Source organism: Pseudomonas sp. R11-23-07 (assembly GCF_003852295.1).
GTDB lineage: Bacteria > Pseudomonadota > Gammaproteobacteria > Pseudomonadales > Pseudomonadaceae > Aquipseudomonas.
On sequence record NZ_CP027761.1, the window covers coordinates 3,863,889 to 3,888,261 of the forward strand.

22 protein-coding genes are annotated in these 24,373 nt (G+C 61.1%); all 22 read right to left on the reverse strand.

The genetic code is table 11. From position 1 onward, the window contains the following. Positions 1 to 91 precede the first annotated feature (91 nt). On the reverse strand, positions 92 to 541 hold the full coding sequence (gene fliJ / locus C4J84_RS17660) for a flagellar export protein FliJ (RefSeq protein ID WP_124363779.1): 450 nt from the start codon (positions 539 to 541) through the stop codon (positions 92 to 94). Between the two features lie 3 nt (positions 542 to 544). Further along, on the reverse strand, positions 545 to 1,903 hold the full coding sequence (gene fliI, locus C4J84_RS17665; RefSeq protein ID WP_124363780.1) for a flagellar protein export ATPase FliI: 1,359 nt from the start codon (positions 1,901 to 1,903) through the stop codon (positions 545 to 547). Then, a complete protein-coding gene (gene fliH, locus C4J84_RS17670) occupies positions 1,893 to 2,657 on the reverse strand; it encodes a flagellar assembly protein FliH (protein ID WP_124407820.1) in 765 nt (254 codons plus the stop codon). Before fliH ends, fliI begins: the two co-directional genes overlap by 11 nt. A 10-nt stretch (positions 2,658 to 2,667) precedes the next feature. Next, the gene (gene fliG / locus C4J84_RS17675) at positions 2,668 to 3,684 is read right to left on the reverse strand and encodes a flagellar motor switch protein FliG (protein WP_057721344.1); all 1,017 of its coding nucleotides are present in this window, start codon (positions 3,682 to 3,684) and stop codon (positions 2,668 to 2,670) included. Then, positions 3,677 to 5,452, reverse strand: coding sequence for a flagellar basal-body MS-ring/collar protein FliF (gene fliF, locus C4J84_RS17680; RefSeq protein ID WP_124404858.1), 1,776 nt, complete (start codon positions 5,450 to 5,452; stop codon positions 3,677 to 3,679). The genes fliG and fliF overlap by 8 nt, the downstream gene beginning before the upstream one ends. Before the next feature lie 16 nt (positions 5,453 to 5,468). Next, positions 5,469 to 5,798 carry a flagellar hook-basal body complex protein FliE gene (fliE, locus tag C4J84_RS17685; RefSeq protein WP_017134937.1) on the reverse strand — a complete coding sequence of 110 codons (330 nt, stop codon included), beginning with the start codon at positions 5,796 to 5,798 and terminating at the stop codon, positions 5,469 to 5,471. Positions 5,799 to 5,928: 130 nt separating this feature from the next. Then, positions 5,929 to 7,305: a sigma-54 dependent transcriptional regulator gene (locus C4J84_RS17690; protein ID WP_124367848.1), complete on the reverse strand. Its 1,377-nt coding sequence runs from the start codon at positions 7,303 to 7,305 to the stop codon at positions 5,929 to 5,931. 7 nt (positions 7,306 to 7,312) lie between these two features. Continuing rightward, positions 7,313 to 8,524 carry a PAS domain-containing sensor histidine kinase gene (locus tag C4J84_RS17695; protein WP_124436336.1) on the reverse strand — a complete coding sequence of 404 codons (1,212 nt, stop codon included), beginning with the start codon at positions 8,522 to 8,524 and terminating at the stop codon, positions 7,313 to 7,315. 110 nt (positions 8,525 to 8,634) lie between these two features. Further along, positions 8,635 to 10,110 carry a sigma-54 dependent transcriptional regulator gene (locus C4J84_RS17700; RefSeq protein ID WP_124363784.1) on the reverse strand — a complete coding sequence of 492 codons (1,476 nt, stop codon included), beginning with the start codon at positions 10,108 to 10,110 and terminating at the stop codon, positions 8,635 to 8,637. Between the two features lie 170 nt (positions 10,111 to 10,280). Next, positions 10,281 to 10,577 (reverse strand): flagellar protein FliT, encoded by a 297-nt coding sequence (gene fliT, locus C4J84_RS17705; protein WP_124363785.1) that lies wholly within the window; start codon positions 10,575 to 10,577, stop codon positions 10,281 to 10,283. A gap of 26 nt (positions 10,578 to 10,603) precedes the next feature. After that, a complete protein-coding gene (gene fliS / locus C4J84_RS17710; protein ID WP_124435826.1) occupies positions 10,604 to 11,008 on the reverse strand; it encodes a flagellar export chaperone FliS in 405 nt (134 codons plus the stop codon). 140 nt (positions 11,009 to 11,148) lie between these two features. Further along, entirely contained in the window at positions 11,149 to 12,558 is a 1,410-nt protein-coding gene (gene fliD / locus C4J84_RS17715; protein ID WP_124435827.1) for a flagellar filament capping protein FliD, read from the reverse strand. A gap of 81 nt (positions 12,559 to 12,639) precedes the next feature. Continuing rightward, positions 12,640 to 12,990, reverse strand: a complete 351-nt coding sequence (locus C4J84_RS17720) for a flagellar protein FlaG (protein ID WP_124435828.1) — start codon at positions 12,988 to 12,990, stop codon at positions 12,640 to 12,642. Positions 12,991 to 13,064: 74 nt separating this feature from the next. Next, complete coding sequence (locus C4J84_RS17725; RefSeq protein WP_124435829.1) at positions 13,065 to 14,480, reverse strand: flagellin; 1,416 nt, start codon at positions 14,478 to 14,480, stop codon at positions 13,065 to 13,067. A gap of 263 nt (positions 14,481 to 14,743) precedes the next feature. Further along, positions 14,744 to 15,673, reverse strand: a complete 930-nt coding sequence (locus C4J84_RS17730; protein WP_124435830.1) for a ketoacyl-ACP synthase III — start codon at positions 15,671 to 15,673, stop codon at positions 14,744 to 14,746. Between the two features lie 278 nt (positions 15,674 to 15,951). Beyond that, positions 15,952 to 17,553, reverse strand: coding sequence for a flagellar hook-associated protein 3 (locus C4J84_RS17735; protein ID WP_124435831.1), 1,602 nt, complete (start codon positions 17,551 to 17,553; stop codon positions 15,952 to 15,954). Positions 17,554 to 17,567: 14 nt separating this feature from the next. Continuing rightward, positions 17,568 to 19,613 carry a flagellar hook-associated protein FlgK gene (flgK, locus tag C4J84_RS17740; protein ID WP_124435832.1) on the reverse strand — a complete coding sequence of 682 codons (2,046 nt, stop codon included), beginning with the start codon at positions 19,611 to 19,613 and terminating at the stop codon, positions 17,568 to 17,570. 10 nt (positions 19,614 to 19,623) lie between these two features. After that, entirely contained in the window at positions 19,624 to 20,889 is a 1,266-nt protein-coding gene (gene flgJ, locus C4J84_RS17745) for a flagellar assembly peptidoglycan hydrolase FlgJ (RefSeq protein ID WP_124367857.1), read from the reverse strand. Positions 20,890 to 20,893: 4 nt separating this feature from the next. Next, positions 20,894 to 22,003, reverse strand: coding sequence for a flagellar basal body P-ring protein FlgI (locus C4J84_RS17750; RefSeq protein ID WP_372237507.1), 1,110 nt, complete (start codon positions 22,001 to 22,003; stop codon positions 20,894 to 20,896). A 6-nt stretch (positions 22,004 to 22,009) separates the two neighbouring features. After that, the gene (gene flgH, locus C4J84_RS17755; protein ID WP_124363795.1) at positions 22,010 to 22,705 is read right to left on the reverse strand and encodes a flagellar basal body L-ring protein FlgH; all 696 of its coding nucleotides are present in this window, start codon (positions 22,703 to 22,705) and stop codon (positions 22,010 to 22,012) included. A gap of 52 nt (positions 22,706 to 22,757) precedes the next feature. After that, positions 22,758 to 23,543 (reverse strand): flagellar basal-body rod protein FlgG, encoded by a 786-nt coding sequence (flgG, locus tag C4J84_RS17760; RefSeq protein ID WP_057721328.1) that lies wholly within the window; start codon positions 23,541 to 23,543, stop codon positions 22,758 to 22,760. Between the two features lie 70 nt (positions 23,544 to 23,613). Further along, positions 23,614 to 24,354, reverse strand: a complete 741-nt coding sequence (locus C4J84_RS17765) for a flagellar basal body rod protein FlgF (RefSeq protein ID WP_124435833.1) — start codon at positions 24,352 to 24,354, stop codon at positions 23,614 to 23,616. Positions 24,355 to 24,373: the final 19 nt, after the last annotated feature.

The following is a 24,373-nucleotide window of genomic DNA, read 5'->3' on the forward strand; positions in this document are numbered from 1 at the left end:
CTGCTTCCTTGTCATTGGCACTAGACACAAGGTGTAGCAGCTGAACTGGATGTGAGCAACACAGCATTTCAAATGTGCCCTGTTTCCCTGGTTAGAACTGTTCCTGGCGGGGCAGGCGCTGGGACAGCTCATCCAGCAGCTTTTGCTCACGCTTGTCCTCGAGGGCTCGCGCTTCGTCGAGATAGCGCTGCACCAACTTGCGCAAACCTTCGACGCGGGCGAACGCCGCTTGCCAGCTTTCGCGCGCCTTGTCGAGGTTGTTCTGGTGCCAGGCCAGGCTCTGGCGCTGTTGGCCGACGGCGGTTTCCAGTTGGTTGAGAAAGCCCTGGTACCCCATCAGCCATTGGCCCGACACGCCCTTGCTGCCGCGCTCGATCCACTGTTGCTGATACTCGAGGCGAAAGCGCTCGAGGTCGCCCAGCTTGCTTTCCGCCAGGCGCACCTGGCCCTGGAAATAGCCCAGGCGCTGCACAGCGGTCTTTTCGGCCTTTTCGGCCATTTCCACCACCGGGGCCAGGCGCGCGGCGCGACTGTTGGCCATGGCTTAGCCGCCTGGCGCGGGGGCGAAGATGGACTGCAGATGCGCTTCGCTTTCGCCCATGCTGATCTTGTCGTTCAGCCCCTGGCGCAGGTAGGTCACCAACTGCGGTTGCAGCGCAATGGCCAGGTCGGTCTCGCGATCGCCGCCGGCCACGTAGGCGCCAACGCTGATCAGGTCGCGGCTCTGCTGATAACGCGACCACAGCTGCTTGAAGTATTGCGCGCGGGCCATGTGCTCCGGCGTGACCACCGCCGGCATCACCCGGCTGATGGACGCCTCGATGTCGATGGCCGGGTAGTGCCCCTCTTCGGCCAGGCGCCGCGACAGCACGATGTGCCCGTCAAGCACGCCCCGCGCCGAGTCGGCAATCGGGTCCTGTTGGTCATCGCCTTCGGACAACACGGTGTAGAACGCGGTGATCGAGCCCCCGCCGGCCTCGGCATTACCGGCCCGCTCCACCAGCTTGGGCAGCTTGGCGAACACTGACGGCGGATAGCCCTTGGTCGCCGGCGGCTCGCCGATGGCCAGGGCGATCTCGCGCTGGGCCTGGGCGAAACGGGTGAGCGAGTCCATCAGCAACAGGACATTCTTGCCCTTGTCGCGAAAATATTCGGCGATGCGCGTGCAGTACATCGCCGCACGCAAGCGCATCAGCGGCGCGTCATCCGCCGGCGAGGCGACGACCACCGAACGCTTGAGCCCTTCCTCACCGAGGCTGTGCTCGATGAATTCCTTGACCTCACGGCCACGCTCGCCGATCAGCCCGACCACGATGATGTCGGCCTCGGTAAAGCGCGTCATCATGCCCAGCAACACCGATTTACCCACACCGGTACCGGCGAACAGGCCCAGGCGCTGGCCGCGACCGACCGTCAATAAACCGTTGATGCTGCGAATGCCCACGTCCAGCGGCACGCTGATGGGGTTGCGGTTGAGCGGGTTGATAGTGGGGCCGTCCATCGGCACCCAGTCCTCGGCTTTCATGCCGCCCTTGCCATCCAGCGCGCGACCGGCGCCGTCGAGTACGCGGCCGAGCATGCTCATGCCCATCGGCAGGCGCCCGGTGTCGGCCAGCGGCACTACGCGGGCGCCGGGGGCGATGCCGGCGAGGCTGCCCACCGGCATCAGGAAAATCTTGTTGCCGGAAAAGCCCATCACTTCGGCTTCGACCTGCACCGGGTGGTAGCTGTCGTCGTTGATCACCATGCAGCGGCTGCCCATGGCGGCACGCAGGCCCTCGGCTTCAAGGGTCAGGCCGACCATGCGCAACAGGCGCCCTTCAAGGATCGGCTGGCCGGGCAACTCGGTGGCCTCGGCGTAGCTGCCCAGGCGCTTGGCGAAGCTGGTGCGGTCAAGGCGCATCGGTGGCGTCCAGGTCAACGCTAAGGTCAGGCTCGGCCGGGTGCAGCACCTGCTCATGCAACTGGTCGAGCAATTTGGTCATGATCTGGCTGATGCGGGTTTCCACCGTGGCATCGATGCGGCTGTGCTCGGTCTCGACGCGGCAGCCACCGGGCTGCAACGCCGCGTCCTCGACGATGCGCCAGGTTTCTTCATGGCGCTCGCGCAAGGCTTTGACCTGCTCGAAATCCTGCGGGTTGATGTACAGCCGCACATTGCCGACACCCAGGGGCAGCAGCTTGAGGGCTTCGCGCATCACGCTTTCGATCTGGCTGGAATCAAGCACCAGTTCACGCTGGATCACTTGGCGTGCGATGTGCTGCACCAGGCCGACCATGGATTTTTCCAGCTGCGCGTCCTGTTCGGCGATGGGGTCGAACAGGTTGCCCATCAAGCGCTCCAGGCTGGCCAATTGGCCACTGAGGGCTTCTTCGGCTTCCTGGCGAACCTTGAGGGTGGTGCTGCGAAAGCCGTCTTTTTCACCGGCCGCGAAGCCTTCGTTGTAAGCCTCCTGGCGGATGGCTTCCAACTCTTCAAGGGTCAGCGGCTGGACTTCTTCCAGCGGCACTTCTTCCATCTGTGCCGGCGGTTCCTCCACCGGCTCAGGTTCTGGCTCCGGCACGTGGGGGTCGAAGCTGGGCAACGACCAGATGTCGAACCCGCCGACATCCCGCGCGCGAATCAGGTCGCTGGGCGTCTCATCTTTGTTCGACATGCGGGGCGCCTTAAATCATTTCTTCGCCGCCCTTCCCGCCGAGAACGATTTCTCCGGCTTCGGCCATACGGCGGGCAATGGTGAGGATTTCTTTCTGCGCGGTTTCCACGTCGCTGACGCGCACCGGGCCCTTGGCTTCCAGGTCGTCGCGCAACAGTTCGGAGGCACGCTTGGACATGTTCTTGAAGATCTTTTCCTTGACGCCCTCGTCCGAGCCCTTGAGGGCCAGCACCAGCACGTCGGACGACACTTCGCGCAGCAACGCCTGGATGCCACGGTCGTCGACATCGGCGAGGTTGTTGAACACGAACATCAGGTCTTCGATCTGGCCGGACAGGGTGTCGTCGATCTCGCGGATCGAGTCCATCAACTGGCCTTCGACCGAGCTGTCGAGGAAGTTCATGATGTCGGCTGCACGCTTGATCCCGCCCAGGGTGGTGCGCGAGGCGTTCGAGTTGCCCGAGAACTGTTTCTCCAGAATCGTGTTGAGTTCTTTCAGCGCCGCCGGCTGCACGGTGTTGAGCGACGACACGCGCAGGATGATGTCCAGGCGCACTTTATGGTCGAAGTGGCCGAGCACTTCGCCGGCCTGGTCCGGGTCCAGATAGGCCACGACAATCGCCTGGATCTGCGGGTGTTCGTAGCGAATCACGTCGGCGACCGCGCGCGGCTCCATCCACTTCAGGCTGTCGAGGCCACTGGTGTTGCCGCCCAGCAGGATGCGGTCGATCAGGCCGTTGGCCTTGTCTTCGCCCAGGGCCGAAGTGAGCATTTTGCGGATATAGCTGTCGGAGCCGACGCCCAGGCTGGTCTGGTCGCCGACGATCTCGACGAACTCGCTCATCACCTGCTCGACTTGCTCACGGTGCACATTGCGCATCTGCGCCATGGCCACGCCGACGCGCTGGACCTCTTTGGGGCCCATGTGGCGCAGCACTTGGGCGGCGTCGGTCTCGCCCAACGACAGCAGCAGCACGGCGGCTTTGTCGACCCGGGAGAGCTTGGCAACAGCGACTCGATCATTCATCAGCGTTAATCCACTCTTTCACGACCTGGGCCACACGGCCCGGGTCTTCTGCCACCAGACTCTTGATTGCGTTCAACTGAGCGTCATAGCCTTCGCTCGGGCTTGGCAACAGGATGCTTTGCGGGCCGCCCAGGCTGACGCGGTCATTGGCCAGTTCGCCATCCAGTCCGCCCATGCCGCCCAGTTCGACGTCGCTACCGGCCAAGGCCAGTTGTTTCTTGCCATGCCCGGTGATGTTGTTGAGTACCGGCCGCAGCACACCAAATACCAGCACCAGGATGAACAACACCCCCAGCACTTGCTTGACGATGTCCCAGAACCACGGCTGGGTGTAGAACGCCGGGTCGGCGATCACTTCGCCGCGCTCGGCGGAGAACGGCATGTTGATTACGCTGACACTGTCGCCACGGCTGGCGTCGAAGCCGACGGCGTCCTGCACCAGGCGGGTAAAGCGCGCCAATTCGTCGGCACTCCATGGCGCACGGGTAACGGCACCGTCAGCGGCGTTGACCTTGACCTGGTCATCGACCACCACCGACACCGACAGGCGATTGACCTTGCCCTGCTGCTGCTTGGTGTGGCTGATGGAGCGGTCGAGCTCGAAGTTCTTGGTGGACTGGTTACGCTTGTCCGCCGGGTACGGCGCGAGCATCGGCTGGCCGGTGGCCGGGTCCATGATCTGCTGGCCGTTGGCGTCCAGCAGCGGTTGGCCGGCTGCAATCGCACCAGCGGTGGCAGCGGCGCCACCGGTGGTTTGCGGGGCGGAAGCCGGTGCCGGTGGCTGGTTGCTCAGGGCCCCCGGTACACCTTGCGGGCCGTTGCTGGCGGTGCGTTGTTCGCTGGTGGACTGCTCGCTGCGCAGGGCGGGCTGGTCCGGATTGAATTGTTCGGACGTCGATTCGACGGCGCTGAAGTCCACGTCGGCGGACACTTCAGCCTTGTAGCGGTCGTTGCCCAGCACCGGCTGCAGGATGTTATGCACGCGCTGGGTGAGCATGCTTTCCATGCGACGGCTGTAGTCGAACTGCTTGCCGGCCTGGGTCAGCGCGGAGTTTTCGGCCATGTCGGACAGCAGGTTGCCCTTCTGGTCGACCACGGTGATCTGCGACTTGCTCAACTCCGGCACGCTGGTGGCCACCAGGTTGACGATCGCCAATACCTGGCCAGGCTCCAGGGAGCGGCCGGAAAACAGTTCGACCAATACCGAGGCACTCGGCTTGCGTTCGTCACGCACGAACACCGAGCTTTTCGGGATGGCCAGGTGTACGCGGGCACCCTTGACGTTGTTCAGGCTGGAAATGGTCCGCGCCAGTTCGCCTTCCAGGCCGCGACGGTAGCGGGTGGCTTCCATGAACTGGCTGGTGCCCAGGCCCTGGTCCTTGTCGAGAATTTCAAAGCCGATATTGCTGTCGGACGGCGTGACGCCGGCGGCCGCCAGTTTCATCCGCGCACGCGCCACATCGTCGGCCTTGACCAGCAAGGCACCGGAGTTGGGCTCCACGGTGTAGGCGATGTCGGCGGCGGCGAGGGTTTCCATGATCTGCTTGGAATCCATGCCCGCCAGGCTGCCGTACAGCGGCCGGTAATCAGGCTGCTGCGACCACAACACCACGGCAAAACCAATCGCCACGCTGGCAGCCAGGCCGACCATCAGGCCCACCTGACGCAACATGGTCATTTCCGAGAGGTTTTCCAGGAACGACAGGCCAAACAGCGGCGGCTTGCCGTCTGTCTTGGCGGGTACGTTGTCCACGACTGCTTCTGCCATGACTTAAATCTCGCCCTTAAACCGGCATCTGCATGATGTCTTGGTAAGCCTGAACCAGCTTATTACGCACTTGGGTCAAGGCCTGGAAGGAAACACTGGCCTTTTGCGAGGCGACCATCACATCGGTGAGGTCCACGCCGCTTTTACCGATCTCGAACGCGGTCGCCAACTGGCTGGACGCCTGCTGGGTATCACTGACTTTATTGATTGCCTGACCGAGCATGTCGGCAAAACTGCTTTGGCCCAATTCCGGCGCTGGCGCGACAGATTTCGGTTGAGCCATGGCATCCATTTGCATGGAGCGCATATCCAACATCAACCGATTGAACTCAATACCCTGGCTCATGACCTTCTCTCTCCGACGACCCGCAATTTTTTGACACTACGCAGCGGTTACCAGGGGAGGTGCAACAAGGGTGCCAGCTTCGTTGCGACTCGTAAGAAAAGCCGACAAACCCTGTCAGCCTAGGCTTTGCTCAGGTGGCGAAAAGATACGCTTCCACATCCATGCCCGCGTCGCGCATCTGCGCCAGCTTGTAGCGCAGGGTGCGCGGGCTGATGCCGAGGCGCTCGGCCGCTTCTTTGCGGCGGCCGCGCTCGGCGCGCAGGGTGTCGATGATCATCTGGAATTCGCGCCGGCGCAGGTCATCGCCCAAGGCGCCGGCCGATTCGGCTTCGGCAAGCACCGGTGCCGGCGCCAGGCTCGGCAACGGCGCCACGCCATTGCCCATGGCCAGGCAGAAATCCTGGGGCTGGATCAAGCCGCCTTGCTGCAGGATCAGCGCGCGCTGGATCGCATTGTCCAGTTCGCGCACATTCCCCGGCCAGGGGTAAGCGACCAGGCAGGCCTGGGCCTCGGCCGACAGCCGCGCCTGGGCGTGTTTCATTTTTTTGACGTGGTTGTTCAGCAGGCGCTCGGCCAGGGGAATGATATCGGCCGGGCGTTCGCGCAACGGGCGCCAGGCCAGCGGGAACACCGACAGGCGATAGAACAAGTCTTCGCGAAAGCGCCCCGCCGCCACTTCGCCCGCCAAGTCGCGGTTGGTGGTAGCGACCACGCGGATGTCCAGCTGGATCGGCTTGCGTGCGCCCACCCGCTCTACTTCGCGCTCCTGCAACACGCGCAGCAACTTGGCTTGCAGGCCCAGGGGCATTTCCGAAATTTCGTCGAGCAGAATGGTGCCGCCATCGGCCTGTTCGAACTTGCCGGCCTGGGCCGCGATAGCCCCTGTGAACGAGCCCTTCTCATGGCCGAACAGGGTGGCTTCGAGCATGTTGTCCGGGATCGCCGCGCAGTTGATCGCGATAAACGGCTGCTGGGCACGGCTGGATTGCTGGTGGATATAGCGCGCCAGCACTTCCTTGCCGGTGCCGGACTCGCCGGAAATCAACACCGTGGAATCGCTGCGTGCCACACGGGCCGCCAATTCCAGCAATTGCGCGCTGGCCGGTTCGAAGGCGATCGGGCCCTCACCCGCCACCGCCGAGATGACGCCCAGGGCATGCCGGGCGACCAGTTCGATCAGCGCCTTGGGCTCGAACGGTTTGACCAGATAATCCGCCGCCCCCTGGCGCATGGCGTCCACGGCCCGCTCCACGGCGCCATGGGCGGTCATCAGCAGCACCGGCAATTGCGGCTGGCGTGCGCGCAGCAGGCCGAGCAACTGGTGGCCGTCCATGCCGGGCATGTTCACATCGCTGACCACCAGGCTGAACGCCTCCTGCTGCACCGCCTCCAAGGCCTCCTCGGCAGAGCCGACCGCGCGGTAGTCATGGCCCGCCAACAGCAGCGTGTCAGCCAATGCTTCACGCAGGGCGCGATCGTCTTCAACCAATAAAACCTTGATAGCCATGATCCTTTTACTCCGCGCTCGCCGCGCTGGAAAACAGCGGCAAGGTCATCAATGCACAGGTGCCGCGCCCCAACCGGGAGCGCAACTGCAATTCTCCCTGATGCGCACGGGCCACTGCCTTGACCACGGTCAGGCCGAGGCCGGTGCCGTTGGTCTTGGTGGTGAAAAAAGGTTCGCCCAGGCGCTGCAGCACGGCCGGCGCGATACCGCTGCCGCTGTCGCTGATGCACAGGCGCAGGGTTTGCTCGCGGCGATACAGGTGCACCTTGAGGCGTGCACCGGGGCCACTGGCCTGGGTGGCGTTTTCGATCAGGTTGAGCAGCGCGCCGACCAGGGTGTCACGGTTGCACAGCAACTCGCCCTGGTGGCTGTCGCACTGCCAGCGCAGGCTGGCGCCCTGGATATGCGTAGCGGCTGCCGCTTGCAGGGCCTGCATCAAACCGGCCGGGGTCAGGCGGTCGGTCAACGGCAATTCGCCACGGGCAAACACCAGCATGTCGCGCACCTGATGTTCCAGCTCGTGCAGGCGCTCCTTGAGACGCCCGGCAAAACGCTGGTGGGTGGCCGCCGGCAACTGCTCATCAGTCAAATGACTGGCGTAGATCAACGCCGCCGACAACGGCGTACGGATCTGATGCGCGAGGGACGCGACCATCCGCCCCAACGACGACAACCGCTCATGCCGCGCCAGTTGGTCTTGCAGATGACGGGTTTCTGTCAAATCGTTGAGCAGCACCAATTGGCCCGGTTCAGCATCCAGGGAGCGGGTGGCGATGGACAGGCGGCGCCCGTCTTTAAGGGACACTTCGTGGCCGTCATCCTCACGCGGCGCGAAGCAGCGGGTGATGACGTGGCGCCACAGCTCGCCTTCCAGCGGCAGGCCGAGCAAGTCGCAGGCCGCCGGGTTGGCTTCGCGCACACGGCCCTGGTCATCGATGACGATCACGCCACCGGGCAACAGCGAAAGCAGATTCTGCAGGCGGTTGGCCAGGCGCTCTTTTTCGGCCAGTTCCTGCATGCGCTGGGCGCTGACCACCGCGAGTTCGCCTTTAAGCTCGGACACCCGGGCTTCAAGCAGACTGTAGGAATCGGTCAGCTGGCTCGACATCTGGTTGAACTGCGAGAACGCCTGTTCAAGACCCTGGCGGGTCGGCGGCTCTACAGGCGAAACCAGCCCCTGGATGGCAGGGGCCGGAGATAGTTGGGCGGCGTGGGGCATCATGCTCTCTCGCTTGGCTGACCGTCAGTTAAACGGAACGTTGCGAGGGCTGTAGCAATACCCGTGCCGAAAAAAAACTACCTAAGAATCAATCGGTTGAAAAACAGGCGTCAATCATCCGCCTGTTCATCGCCCTCTTTGCGGCTCATACCGTACTTGCGCATCTTTTCCACCAGGGTGGTGCGACGGATACGCAGGCGCTCGGCGGCACGCGCGACGATGCCGTTGGCGTCGTCCAGGGCCTGCTGGATCAGGCCTTGTTCCAGGTTGCCGAGGTAGTCCTTCAGATCAAGGCCTTCGGGCGGCAGCATGGCCGTGGCACCGAAGTCCGGCGCGTGGCCGTTGATCGCCACGCGCTCTTCCATGTCACTGCGCAGGCTGTCGACCAGTTGCTCGTCTTCATCGTCGACGTAGCGGAATTTCTTCGGCAATTCGACCACGCCGATCACACCATAGGGGTGCATGATCGCCATGCGCTCCACCAGGTTGGCCAGCTCACGGACGTTGCCCGGCCAGCCGTGACGGCACAGCGACATGATCGCGGCGGAGTTGAAACGGATGGAGCCGCGTTTTTCGTGCTCCATGCGCGAGATCAATTCGTTCATCAACAACGGGATGTCTTCCACACGCTCACGCAGCGGCGCCATCTCGATGGGGAATACGTTGAGGCGGTAATACAAGTCTTCGCGGAAGCTGCCGACCTCGATCATGCTTTCGAGGTTCTTGTGGGTCGCGGCAATGATGCGCACATCCACGCTCTGGGTCTTGTTGCTGCCCACGCGCTCGAAGGTACGCTCCTGCAACACGCGCAGCAGCTTGACCTGCATTGGCAGCGGCATATCGCCGATTTCGTCGAGAAACAGCGTGCCGCCATTGGCCAGTTCGAAGCGCCCGGCACGACTGGTGATCGCGCCGGTAAAGGCGCCCTTCTCGTGGCCGAACAATTCGCTTTCCAACAGCTCTGCCGGGATGGCCCCGCAGTTGACCGGCACGAACGGCCCGTCGCGACGTTTGGAATGGTAATGCAGGTTGCGCGCGACCACTTCCTTGCCGGTGCCCGACTCGCCCAGGATCAGCACGCTGGCGTCGGTGTCAGCCACTTGCTGCATCATCTGGCGCACGTGCTGGATCGCCCGGCTGGTGCCGACGAGGCTGCGGAACAGGTTGGGTTCACGGTGACGGCCGCGCTCGCGGGCCTGGTCATACATCTCGCGATAGACCTGGGCGCGGTGCAGGGAGTCGAGCAGCTTGCTGTAGCTGGGGGGCATTTCCAGGGTGGAAAGTACCCGGCGGCGCTGGTCTTCAGGCAGGTCGACGGAAGAAATATCGCCCATCAGCAACACGGGAAGGAACTCATCCCAGGTTGACAGTGTCTTTAACAAGCCCAAAACAGCGCCAGGAGCGTTTACCGTCCCGATCAGCACACAAATGACTTCACGGCTCGACGCCAACGAGCTGACCGCCTGCTGCCAATCATGGCTACCGCAGGGCAAATTTTCTTCACCGAGAAAATTTAAAATCACCGCTAAATCGCGGCGGCGGACGCTATCGTCATCGATCAGCAGAATTTTGGTTTCACGCCACATGCAATAGCAACTTCCCTAGTAAAACTTCCTGCCCCGGAATGAAGGCAATCAAGACGTCTGTAAGACTTATCTTCTACTAGACGTCTGAAATCTGAAAACAGCACTAGTTAAGTCAAAAATGCTGGCACAGTCAAATATATGACGCGCCGTTCGGACCAACCGCGCCCCTATCAGCCGAACAGATGGTAAACCTTTGACGCACTTTTCGCTTGGTTGATCTGTGACATCTCTTCGAAAATCGCCTGGCGCTCGCCGGTCGTCACCTCGAGCAACTGCTGGTACACCGCCAACAGCGCCTCCAGCTTTTCTCGCAACGCATCCTCGTCCACCGGCGCTTCGCTGAGCACGTTATCGATCACGTTGCGACAGCCCAGGTCCAGCTCGCCAATGGCGTCCCAGTTGCGCGCAGCCAGTGCATCGACCAGGGCTTCACGGGTTTCATCAATGCGTTGCAGTGCGTGGCTCATGACGATTTCCTCAAGGCGCGATGGCCTTATTGTGCGGCGCCCTGGGGCGCGGCGATGGCATCCCAGCCTTCTTTCACGGTAATCAGCAGACGCGCGACTTCGTCGATCATGTCGGCGTCATTGTGCAGATTGGCTTCCATCAAGCGATTGGTCATATAGACATACAAGCCTTCCAATTGCTGAACGTATTCCTTGTTGTCGCTTTTTTCCGCATCCAGGCCGTCACGCAAACCTATCAGGATGTCGGCAGCCTTACCCAGCATCAGGCCTTTCTGCGCAATATCACCCCGCGCCAGTGCGCCCTTGGCTTGCGCCATACGGTCCAGCCCGCCTTCCATCAGCATCTGCACCAGGCGATGCGGGCTGGCTTCAGAAATCTGGGCATGGGAATTGACCTTCTGGTATTGGCGAAGGGCTCTCATGGGATTCATGTTTCTACCTCGTGACAGGCAACAGCGGTAAGGGTTGCAGTAACCATTATGTCGACTGGATCGCAAAAAACTTTAACCCGCCGGCCTTGGAAAAAACAAAGCCCAGGTCAACGGACCCGGGCCTTTTCATGCGCATTCAATTAGTCGTCGCTGCTTTGCGACTTACTGATCGCATTGAGCGTACCGAGGATGCTGTTGCTCTGCTGGCGCAACTGCGCCACCAGCGTATCCATGGCGGTGTATTTACGGGTCAGCGCGTCTTGCAGGGTGGTCAGGCGCTCATCCAGGCTGGTCTGTTGCTTGGTCAGATCCTTGAGGCTGTCGGCCAGCGATGTGGTGCGCGTCGCCAGGATCCCGGTGGTGGGCTTGGCATAGGCGTCGGTCGCAGCCGTCAGGCGCGCCAGCAGGCCGGTCTTGCCACTGAAGATACTGTTGATGTCAGCGGGATTGCTCAGCACCGCCTTGTCCCACTGCTTGCTGTCGATGCTCAATGCACCGGTATTCTGGTCGGTCGTGATGCCAAACTGCGCCAGGGACTTTAAGGTGCCGTTACCGGACAGCGCGTTGAACTCGTTGCGGATCGCTCCCTGCAAGGTGCGCATGGTCGAATCGCCGGTCAGGGTCGCCGCGATGGAGTTACCGGCGGCATCCTTGGTCACCTTGGTCTCGGCGTTCATGGCCTTGAGCAACGCGTTATAGGTGTCGACGAAACCCTTGACTCCGGATTTCAGGGAGGTGGCGCTGGTAGACACGGAAATGGTCAGGGCCGTACGAACCGGATTGTCTTTATTCGGATCGTTGGCAATAACGGTAGGCGAAACGGTGAGCAGCTTGATACTCACCCCGCTCACCGCATCGGTAATGCTGTTGGTCTTGGATTCGGCAGCAATACCATCGATGGTGTACTTGGCATTCTGAGGCGGAGTCACCACGGTGTAGCCGGTGTCCACCCCCGAGTCACCCGACATGGTCAAATCCGAACCGACCCCGGCATTGGTGGAGGTCAGGATCAGGCGCGAACCGTTGGAGTCAGTCAGGATGTTAGCACTCAGGCCGGCAGTGCCGAACTGTGAGTTGATCGAGTCACGAACCTGTTGCAGGGTCGCACCCGCCGGCACGCTAAGGTCGAAGTTCTTGCCCGATTGGGTGATCGTCAGCTTCGTCGGGCTGTTGGTATTATTCACGACCGTAGACTGGCCACCGGCAAAACTTTTGGTCGACAGCTTCGAAGGGGTCGCCAACTGATTGACCACCAGCGAGAAGCTACCGCTGGCGGCGCCTGGGTTGGCCGTCATGGTGGCGACCTTTTCATCCGACGAAGTGCCGGTCAAGCCAGTAAAGCTGTTGTCGGTGCTCATGCTGGTCAGCGCACCGCGAAAGGCGTCCAGGGCAGCCTGGATCTTGCCGATCGACGAAAGCTGAGTGGTGGCCTTCTGCGACTGGAGGTTGATCTGCGCCTGCTTTGGCGCGCGCTCGCCATCCACCAGGGATTTCACAAGCGCCTGGGTGTCGAAGCCCGACCCCACGCCAGTAATCGTTGTACCCGCCATCATCTTTCTCCTATTACGGTGGCTGCCGTTATCTTGACGACTTTCGCTTCAAGCCCTAACAGCAACAAGTATCATGCCAGCTCAAACTTTGTCGTCAAACAACACGTGGCTGGCGCTGGACAAGCTTTGCGCCAGCTTCAAGGCCGTTTCCGAAGGGATCTGGCGGATTACTTCACCGGTATCGGTGGCAATAACCTTGACCACGACCCTATGGGTGGAATCATCAATGGAAAAGTCCAGGTTGCGCTGGGCCGCTTGTACGAATTCTTTAATATCAGTGACCGCTTTTTCCAGATCGCCCTTTTGGGACTTATCTGCGGCTGGCGCGGCCAGCTCAACCTTGCTCTTGTCTTTGTCGGCAACCACAGGCGCCATGGAGGCTTGAACGGCCTGCGGCGGATAAGACTGGTTCAGCTTCACACTCATGTCCATGTCCAATCTCCTCTGACTGGAAAAGACGAAAGGGCACGTAAACGCGCCCTTCCGTCAGTTACCAAGCGCCGTAATTACTGAAGCAGCTTCAGTACAGCGGATGGCAGCTGGTTAGCCTGCGACAGGATCGCAGTGGAAGCCGACTGCAGGGTTTGCTGCTTGGTCAGTTCAGCGGCTTCGGAAGCGAAGTCGACGTCCTGGATGGTGCTACGAGCAGCGGTGGTGTTTTTCTGGATGTTGGACAGGTTGTCTACAGTGCTGGTCAGACGGTTCTGTACAGCGCCCAGGCCCGAACGGGAGCTGGAGATGGTAGCGATAGCCTGGTCGATCACGGAAACGGCGTTCTGAGCCTTGGTGGCGTCGGTCACGTCGGTCTGCGATACGGAGGTCTTGGCCGAGGCAGCGGAAGTCGCAGCACCGAACACTCCAGTCACACCGGCACCTTCCAGGGAGTAGCCCTTGGAAGAGTTCAAGGTCACAGCACCGGTAGCGATAATGCCATCGGCCAGGGCAACACCGGTACCGTAAGCGCCTGCGCCATCTTTGGTGGCAACGGTGATGGTGCCGGCAGCGGTCGAAGCGCTGAATGCAAGGTTTTCACCGGTATCGGATTTAACCGACAGTGTGCCTTTGGATTCGTCGTAGTTAACGCTGATACCCAGTTTGGCGGAGTTCGACTTCAGTTGGTCAGCCAGGTTGGCAGTGCTGGATACGCCAATGAACGTGGTGGCTTGGCCGCCAACGGTCATGGTGAACGAAGCTGGAGCAGCCGCTGCGCCTGCAGCAACAGTGAACTGAGCTTCGGTGCTGGCAGTAGCGCTCAGGCCACCGACGGCGCCATTGAGCTGTGCAGCGATGGTTTTGGCGGAAGCAGCAGCGCCGATGTTGACGGTTTTGGTCTCGCCGTTACCGGTGACAGCAATGTCGCCACCTGCAACACCAGCACCTGGAGCGACGCCCAAGCTTTTGATCTGCTGCGAACCAATGTTGTTGGCTGCAACGTTGTCCAGGCTCAGGTTGATGGTTTCGTTAGCGTTGGCGCCAACCTGAATAGCTTTGGTACCGTACGAACCGTCCAGCAGCTTCTGGCCACCGAAAGTGGTGGTTTGCGAGATACGGGTCAGTTCCGAAGTCAGAGCCTGGTATTCGTCGTTGTTCGACTTACGGTCGTCGGTGCTCAGGGAGCCGGTAGCCGAAGACAGGGCCAGGGTACGCATTTTTTGCAGAATGTCGGTCGAAGCCTGCATTGCGCCTTCAGCGGTTTGCGCGATGGAGATACCATCGTTGGCGTTCTTCACTGCTTGACCCAGGCCGTTGATCTGGCTGGTCATACGGTTGGAGATACCCAGGCCAGCTGCGTCGTCTTTAGCGCTGTTGATACGCAGGCCGGAAGACAGGCGCTGCATGGAAGTGGCCAGGGCGCCGCCAGCTTTGTTCAGGTTGCCCTGAGTAGTGATCGAAGCAATGTTGGTGTTTACTGTTAAAGCCATGACGAAATCCTCGATGGATGGATACTGCGGCTTCCGGCCCTGGCAACCGCCGGGTGTGGCCTGAGAACCTACGTAATAGTTATCGTCGTGGTAGCCGGTTGCTTGAGGGTTTTTTTGATTTTTTTTACTAGCCCTGTGCCAGCCCTTGCATTTCAAGGGCTTACCACTGCCAAAAACCCAGGGTTTATTGGTTTTTCTGGCGCCAAATAAAAAACGCCGATGATCTTTCGATCATCGGCGTTTTTTCGTGCGCCCTTAAAAGGTCATGGGCGATACAGAATTGCCGAGCCCCAGGACAGGCCCACGCCAAACCCACTGATCGCCACGCGCTTCCAGGTGGCGTCCATCACGTGCTTTTCCAGCAGCAACGGAATGCTCGATGACACGGTATTGCCGGTCTCGACCATGTCCTTGATGAACTTGTCCACTGGCGCATCTTCAAAACGGCGCGCCACGGCGTCGACAATCGCCGCACTGCCCTGGTGAATGCAGAACGCATCGATGTCATCGGCCTTGAGGTCCGACTCGTCGAGCAGCTCGTGCAGATGCGCCGGCACCTTGAGCAAGGCGAAGTTGAAGACCTGGCGGCCGTTCATGAAGAACACACCATCGCTGACCTTCAGGTGCGGCGCACCGGAACCGTCGGTGCCGAACTTGGATTTGCCCAGCAACCACGGCGCGTCTTCGCCCATCCAGGTGGCGGTGGCGGCGTCGCCGAAGAGCATGGTGGTGTTGCGGTCTTCCGGGTCGACGATCTTCGAATACGGGTCGGAGGTGATCAGCAGGCCGTTTTTCAGGCCGGTGGCTTCCATGAAGCCCTTCATCGCGTAGATGCCGTACACGTAACCGGAACAGCCCAGGGAAATATCGAAGGCAGCCACGTGGGTTGGCAGACCCAGTTTGTCCTGGACGATAGCTGCGGTGTGGGGCAGCCCTTCTTCATCGCCGTTCTGCGTGACCACAATGACGGCGTCGATGGACTCACGCTTCAAGTCCGGGTTGTTGGCAAACAAAGCGTTGACCGCCTCGACACACAGATCGGAGGTTTCCTGCGTGGCTTCCTTGCGTGGCAGGAACGCCGAACCGATCTTGCCAATGATGAACTCTTCATCCTTGGCGAATTTGGCACCCTGGGCGTAGTTATCGATACCGTCCGCCGGCACGTAACTGGCGATGCTTTTTATGCCAATCATTGTGGCTTCCCAATACTAAATAGCTGGAGACACCCCGGGTGTCTGTGCCCGAAGTGCTGACAATAAAGGGGATAACCCCATAAAAAATTCGCTGAAAGCCGCGCAGTAACGACGGCAAGGCGACTTATCCTTTTTACACAATACAGTGAAGATGCGCTTTATGACTCACAGGTCACTCAATTTCCATGCATCGGTGCGAAATCTGTAAACACGTCGGCTGCAAAAATGACAACGGCCCAGCCCGTTTCCGGGATGAGCCGCTGATCTACCGCCTGAAATCACATCTTGTTGAACAAGCTCAACTGGGAAATTTTAACGAAGGCCAGTTGCGAAGCCTGCAGCATGGTTTGCTGCAGCGTTAGATTGATCGCCGCCTCGCCCATGTCGATATTGGCCAAGTCACTCATGGTGCTGGTATTGGCGATACCCACACTGGTGTTTTCACTGGCCTGGATGTCCAGTGCGTTTTCCCGCGCACCGATGGAACCGCGGACATTAGTGATCTGCGAACTCGAATTGGCGAGGTTGCTGATGGACGCATCCAGCACGTCCTTGAGCTTTATCGTCGCTGCGGGATTACCGTCCGCCGGCAACTCCAGGGCTTTGCGCAATTGACCGAGGGTGTCCAGCGCATTCTGGGTTTTCTGGGTATTGGCCCCCACGGCAAACTGATCACCCGGCTGCGGTGGCCCGGCGCTGACATCAAAGGTCACACCCGCAGCAGTTACCGTGGTGCCCCCGCCGGTATCGCCGGTCGCGATGGCCTTGCTGTCGGTCGTGAAAGGCTGGGCGTATACCTCATAGGCGGTCGCACTGGTGAACTTGATCAGCGCCCCGCTGTTGGTCGGGAAGGTGCTGGCGTAGTTCGCCTGATTGGATACGCGGGCGCCTGTCAATTGCACCGTGGACGCATTGCTCGGCGTACGCGAAACACTGAACGTGTCTGGTTTGGCTTCAAGGCTGAAGGACCGATCCTTGACCAGTGCGTCGGAGTTGGCGCCTGGCGCGACATCCCCCAGATTCAAGGTGATGTCGAACTTCACCCCGCGCAACGCCACGCTCGAACTGCCTTCCTTGGTGGCGTCGAACGTGCCGTTGCCAGGGATCTCCGAGGTCACGTCATTGCCGTTCTTATCGGCCACTTTGTATTGGGTGCTGCTGGTGAAGGTCAGCTTGTAGGGCTGGCCATCGGCAAACGTGTTCGAATAATCGGAGCTCGACGTCACCAGCCCGGCCGATAACGCAACTTTGTTGTCGTTGACCGTCGGCGGCACCGTCTGCGGCACTGGCGCTTGCCAAACGGCCTGGGTACGGCTGGAATTGGCTGCGCCTTCCAGGATGGTTTTACCGGTATCACCGGCGCTGACCGTCAGCGTATTGGAAACCTGCAGGCTCAGCGGAGTTTCGTCGCCCTGATAGCTGTAGGTACCGTCATTGTTACGGGTGTAGGGCGGCGTCTGGGTCTTGGAGCCGGAAAACAGGTAATTGCCGGAGGAGTCCTTGCTGTTAAGCAGGCCCAGCACCTGGTCTTCAATGGCGCCTACTTCGCTGGCGATCGATCGCCGATCAGCGTCGCTGACCGAACCACCGGCACGCAGGGCCAATTGAGTGGCGCGCTGCATGGCGTCACTGATCGCGTCCAGCACGCTTTCCTCATTGGTCAGCGAGTTCTTCAAACTGGTGATGTTGCCGTTGAACTGCCCCAACATGTCTTTCTGTTGTTGCAGCAACAACAACCGTGCCGCCGCCACCGGGTCATCCGCTGCGGTTTGCACGCGTACGCCAGAGCTGGCCTGATCCTGCGCCTTCACCACGCTGGAGTAGTTATCCGAATACTTGGCGGAACTGGTTTCGAAATATTGAGCGGTAGAAATACGCATCGTCCCAGACTCCCTTAAAGACTATTGATCAGCGTGCTGAAGGTTTCTTGCGCAGCCTTGATGATCTGCGACGACGCGGTGTAGTACTGCTGGAACTTGATCATGTCGCCCGCCTCTTCATCCAGGTTGACCTGGGACACCGAGTTGCGCGCGTCCTGGTTGGCCTTGAGCAAGGCGCCGGTGGCGGTAGTGTCGGTATTGGCCGAAGCGGCCTTGGCGCCCACGGTCGAGACCAGGCGGCTGTTGGCCGCCACCAGGCTCAAGCCGCCGCCAGTGCCGTCGGACAGGCCGACTGTAGTTTTGGTCTGCAGGTCGAGCAGGGCCTGGGCGTTACGGTTATCCGATTTGCCCGAGGCGTTGAAGGAAAACGTAGTGCTGTCGCCCGCAGCGGGCGCACCGGCGACGGTGGTATCGAACTTGAAGCTCTTGGCCGGCACCAGCAGCGTGCCGTTGGCATCGCGCATCGGTACGTCGACGGTGATCTTGTTGCCCTGGCCCGGCACGATGGTGCCGGTGCCGATCGAGTTACCCTGGGCATCGTTGAGCGTGTAGCCCTGGGTGCCATCAGCCGCAGGCTTGCCGAACACCATCTTTACCGGCATCGAATGTTCAATGCCGGTACGCAATTGCGCGGTGTCGGCACCACCATGAATATCGATCGGCAGGGTCAGGGTCGGCGGGGTAAAGGTGCCGGTGCCCTGGTTGGTCTTGCTGCCCTCGCCCAGCAATGGCCCGGCGAACGCGATTTTATTGGCGTCGGTCAACGCGGTGCCGATGGTTGCCGCGCCCGTGGCCGTTGGGCTGACTTTGAAACTGTCGCCCGCCGCAATCGGCCCCTTGCCATCCAGGGCCAGCGTGAAGCCGTCGATCACCGGTGGCGGCGTGGTCGTGGTGTCGAACGCGCCCATGGCTTTGCCGTCGGAACGCACCACGGTGTAGTTGTTGCCGCTGGTAAAGGTGACTTTATAGTCGTAGGTCGACAGCTTGCTGGTGTCGCTGATGCTCACGTTCAAGTTGCCGGAGCCAGTGCTGTTGCCCATCGAGCCCTGACTGCGCTGGGCAATCGCGGCCGCGCTGTTGATGTCCTTGAACAGCGACGAACCGAAGTCACCGTTCAGGTCCAGGCCCTGGCCCAGTTGGCTGTTGACGGTATCGGCGGTCGCCAGGGCGATGCGCCCCAGGTCATTGATGGCCGGCATCAGGGCGTCGCTGCGATAACGCAACAAACCGCCAATGCTGCCGCCACTGAGCACGTTGCCCAGGTCGATAGCCGTACCGCCGCCGGCATTGAGCTGGATGGTGTACTGGCTTGGATCACTGCTGCTCGATACCGCCGAGATCGTGTTGGACTGATCGCCCAATACCAGGGATTGGCCGGTGCCGGTGCTGACGCTGAACACGCCGTTCTTTTCGCTGGTGGTCACGCCGACCAGTTCATTGAGCGAACGCACTGCCTCGTTACGCGCATCCAGCAGGTTGGCCGGGGCGCTGTTGCTGGAGCCTTGGGCCAGGGTGATTTGCTTGTTGAGGGAAGCAATCGAGGAGGTCAACTGGTTGACCTGATCGCTCATGGTCACCAACTGCCCGTTGATCGACTCTTTCTGCTCATTCAATTGGCTGGAGATCGAGTTGAAACGGTTGCTCAGGGTCTGGGCGCTGGTCAGCAGCACTTGCCGGGCGGACACATCGCTGGGGTTGGCCGCCGAAGTCTGCACAGCGGCGAAGAACGCGCTGAGTACCGAAGACATGCCGGTGGTCTTGTCCGACAGGGTTTTGTCGATGGCGCTGGCCTGGCTGGAATAGGCCTTGGCGTCGTTGTTGAGCGCCGTGCTGTTCTGGTAGGCCGCGTCGAGGAATTCGTTATACACCCGGCGCACATCGGCCAGGGTCGTGCCGCTGCCGATGTACACGCCGCCGTAAGGGTTGTTGGCATTGGCATTCTGCGTGGTCTGCTGACGCGAATAACCCGAGGTGTTGGCGTTGGCGATGTTATTACTCAAGACCGACAACGATCCTTGAGCGGCATTGAGCCCTGACATCCCGATACTGAGCAAACTCATGGTTCAGACCTTATAAATGTGTGGTTGCGCCAGCGGCAGCGTAGTTCTGGTAACTGTTCATGTTTTTGGCGATCTGCGAAATCTTGCTGGCATAGGCCGGATCAGTTGCATAACCGGCCTTTTGCAACTCGCGTACAAACTGTTCCGGGTTATCGGCTGATTTCACAACTTCTTTATAGCGATCATTGCTTTGCAGCAGGGTCACGAGGTCATGGAAGCTGTCCTGATAGGAGCTGTAGGAGCGGAACTGCGCCGTCTCCTTGACCATCGCGCCGTCGCGAAACTCGCTGGTGATCGCACGCGCCTGGCCGCCCTGCCAGCTCTGGCCGGCCTTGATGCCGAACAGGTTGTGGCTGCTGCTGCCATCCTCGGCGCGCATCACTGATTTGCCCCAACCGGTTTCCAGGGCGGCCTGGGCCACCAGGTACTTCGGATCGATACCGATACGCGCGGCGGCGGCCTTGGCCATCGGCAGCATGGTGGCGACGAATTCATCCTGCGAGCTGAAGGCTTTTTTCGCCGGCGCCAGCGGTGGCTGGGCGATGGCGCGGCCGTAGACCTGCATCTTGCCGCTCGGCACGGCGACGCTGCGGGCGCTGCTGTTGACCACGTTGTCGTCGGCAGCACTGTTGCGCAGTGGCGCGCTGGTGGTTTGCGCAGCGACCGGCGTGCTCGGCACGATGCCCGCGAGCAGGCGGTCGGTCAGCTTGCTTGGCAAGGCGATACGCCGCTGGTTCATCAGCTCCATATCGTTGGCATGCGCACTGGCGCCTTCGGGCACCGCCACACGGTAGGCCCACAACGGGCGCTGGCCGTTGGAGCGACCCAACGGGCCTTGCGCCTGGGTGCCGGCGGCGATTTCCGTCGGCACGTCGGCTTTTTTCGCCGGGGCATCGGCTGCCGGGCCCTGCAAGGTGGCCGCCTGGGCGTCCACCGGTTTGTTCTTCTGCATCTGGCGCATCAGCACGTCGGCCAGGCCGATACCACCGCCTTCGCGGGACATCGACACCGCCAATTGCTGGTCGTACATTTCCTGGTACTGCTTGGCCGCCGGGGTGTTCATCGGGTTGTCCTTGCCCAGGGCCTCGGTGGCCGAGCGCATGGACTTGAGCATCTCGCTCAAGAACAACGACTCGAACTCCTGCGCGACTTTGCGCATGTTGCCTTCGCTGTTCTTGTCGGCGCCGACCTTGAGCTGGTTAAGCCGATTCAGGTCGGAGTAAGACCCCGAGTCCGCCGTGCTGCTGATCCCGCTCTTGCGCATATCCATGACCATGGCCTCAGATCACGATCAGGTCGGCTTGCAAAGCGCCGGCCTGTTTCAGGGCTTCGAGGATCGCCATCAAGTCGCCAGGGGCCGCGCCCACTTGGTTCACCGCGCGGACGATCTCGTCCAGGGTGGTACCGGGGCCGAACTTGAACATCGGCTTGGCTTCCTGCTGGGCATTGACCCGCGAACGCGGGACTACCGCCGTCTGGCCGTTGGACAGCGGCCCCGGCTGGCTGACAATCGGGTCTTCGGTAATGGTCACCGTCAGGCTGCCGTGGGTCACCGCCGCCGGCGAGACCTTGACGTTCTGGCCGATCACGATGGTGCCGGTGCGCGAGTTGATGATGACTTTGGCCACTGCCTGGCCGGGGTCGACCTCCAGGTTTTCCAGGATCGACAGGTAGTCCACGCGCTGGCTGGGGTCCAAGGGCGCGGTCACACGCACCGAACCGCCATCGATGGCCTGGGCGACGCCTGGGCCGAGCATGTCGTTGATCTTGTCGACCACGCGCTTGGCGGTGGTGAAGTCGGACCGGTTGAGGTTCAGGGTCAGGCTGTTGCCCTGGTTGAAACCACTCGGCACGGTGCGTTCAACCGTAGCGCCACCGGGAATGCGCCCGGCCGACGGTACGTTGACGGTGATCTTCGAACCGTCGCGGCCCTCGGCGTCGAACCCGCCCACCACCAGGTTGCCCTGGGCGATGGCGTAGACGTTGCCGTCGATACCTTTGAGCGGCGTCATCAGCAACGTACCGCCACGCAGGCTCTTGGAGTTACCCATGGACGACACGGTGATATCCACCACCTGCCCCGGCTTGGCGAACGCCGGCAAATCGGCACTGATCGACACCGCCGCGACGTTCTTCAGCTGCACGTTGCCCGAGCCTGGCGGTACCTTGATGCCGAACTGCGACAGCATGTTGTTGAAGGTTTGCAGGGTGAACGGGGTCTGGGTGGTCTGGTCACCCGTGCCATTGAGCCCCACCACCAGGCCATAACCGATCAACTGGTTACTGCGCACGCCGGAAATGCTGGCGATGTCTTTCAGGCGTTCAGCCTGGGCGACAGCGCTCAGGCACAGCAACACGACCGCCGCCATCAACTGCTTGAAGTTCAAAATGGCCACCTAGAAAGGGAACAGCGGGCTAAGGAAGAAACGGTCGAACCAGCCCGGCTGGCTTGCATCAGCAAACGAACCTGTACCCGAGTAGGTAATCCGTGCATCGGCAATCCGCGTCGACGGCACGGTGTTGTCGGTGGAAATATCATCGGCACGCACCATGCCGGCAATGCGCACCAACTCGTCGCCGGTATTGAGGGTCATCCACTTTTCACCGCGTACGGCGATGATGCCGTTGGGCAACACGTCGGCCACGGTCACGGTGATCGAGCCGGTCAGGCTGTTGCCCTGCCCCGCCGCGCTCTTGCCGTTGGTGGCGCGGTCGCCGCTGTAGCCGGCACTGAGGCTCAGGTCACCGTCACCCAACGGGTTATTGGTGGTCAGGCCGCCGCCGAACAGCGACGTCAGGCCGATACCGGTCTTGCTGGTCTTGCCGATCTGCGAGTTGGCGTTCTTGCTCGCCTGGGTCTTCTCGTTCAGGGTGATGGTGATGATGTCACCGACCCGGAACGCCTTGCGGTCGCTGTACAGGTTCTGCTCGAACCCGGCCTGATAGATCGAGCCATTGTTGGCTGCCGCCGGCAATGGCGTGCGCGGCAACACCGGCGCGTAGTACGGGTCATTGGGTTTCGGCGACGGGGCGACACAGCCCGCAAGCACGGCGATCCCACTCAATGCCAGAACAGAAACAATGCGATTCATGACCCTAACCTCACGGTGTTGCAGGCGCTTTCAAGGGCGCCCCATAGACTGATTACAGATTCTGCGTTACGAACGAAAGCATCTGGTCGGCGGTGGAAATCACCTTGGAGTTCATCTCGTAGGCGCGCTGGGTGGTGATCATGTTGACCATCTCCTCAACCGTGCTGACGTTGGAGGTTTCCAGGGTGCTTTGCAGCGTGGTGCCGAAACCGTTCAGACCAGGGGTGCCGATTTGCGGCGCGCCGCTGGAAGCGGTTTCCAGGAACAGGTTGTTGCCCATGGCCTGCAGGCCGGCCGGGTTGATGAAGTCGGCGGTTTGCAGGTTGCCGATCACTTGCGACGCAGGGTTGCCGGCCACGGTGATGGACACGGTGCCGTCGTTGCCGACGGTGAAGGTCTTGGCGTCTGCCGGCACCACCACGGCTGGCTCCAGGGCAAAACCATTGGCGGTCACGATCTGGCCGTTGGAGTCCAGGTGGAAGGTACCGTCACGGGTGTAGGACGTAGTGCCATCCGGTTGCAGGATCTGGAAGAAGCCACGGCCGTTGATCGCCATGTCCAGCGGCTGGCCGGTCTGTTGCAGGTTACCGGCGCTGAAGTTTTTCTGGGTGCCGACGATCTGCACACCGGTACCCAGTTGCAGGCCCGACGGCAGTTCGCTGTCCTGGGTCGACTGGGCGCCTGGCTGGCGCTTGATCTGATAGAGCAAGTCTTGGAATTCGGCGCGATCACGTTTGAAACCCGTGGTCGACACGTTCGCCAGGTTGTTGGAAATGGTGGTCAGGTTAGTGTCCTGGGCGGACAGGCCTGTCTTGGCAACCCATAGAGCCGGAAGCATGCTGTTCTCCTTCGTGCGCCTGTTTGTTGGCGCCGTGCTGCGCTGTTTATTTAAAAGCCAGGTAAGGCTGTTAGCTCATCTGCAAGACGCGGGTCATGGCCTGGTCATCTTCTTTGGCGGTGTTCATCATCTTGATGTGCAGCTCGAACTGCTTGGAAAGTGCCAGTACCGCGGTCATTTCCTCAACCGCATTGACGTTGCTCGCCTGCAGGAAGCCCGAGGTCAGCTTGACGTTCGCATCGGCCTGGGCCGGCTTGCCATCCTTGGTGTGGATGGTGCCATCCAAGCCTTTGTTCATGTTCTTGAGGTCGGGCTGGACCAGCTTGATCCGGTCCACTTCGGCCATCACCCGCGGGCCTTCGCCCATGGCGCGGATGCTGATGGTGCCGTCGGCGCCCACTTCGATTTTCTGCTGGGGCGGCACGGCAATCGGGCCGCCGTTGCCCATGATCGGCATACCGTTGCCGGCCCGCAGCACACCGAGCGCATCCACGTTCATGCTGGCGCTGCGCACGTAGGCTTCGCTGCCATCCGGGGTTTGCACGGCCATCCAGCCGTCGCCGCTGACGGCCACGTCCAGGTCACGTCCGGTTTCGATCATCGCCCCGGGAGTGAAGTCGGTGGCCGGCCGTTCGGTCAGGGCGAAAGCCCGCGCCGGAAAGCTGTCACCGAACACCGGCATCGACCGCGCCTGCTCCAGGTCGCGCTGGAAACCGTTGGTGGAAATGTTCGCCAGATTGTTGGCATGGGCCTTCTGCGCCAGAGCATTCTGGCTGGCGCCGGTCATTGCCACGTAAAGGTACTTGTCCACGCTCTATCCTCTTTCTGAC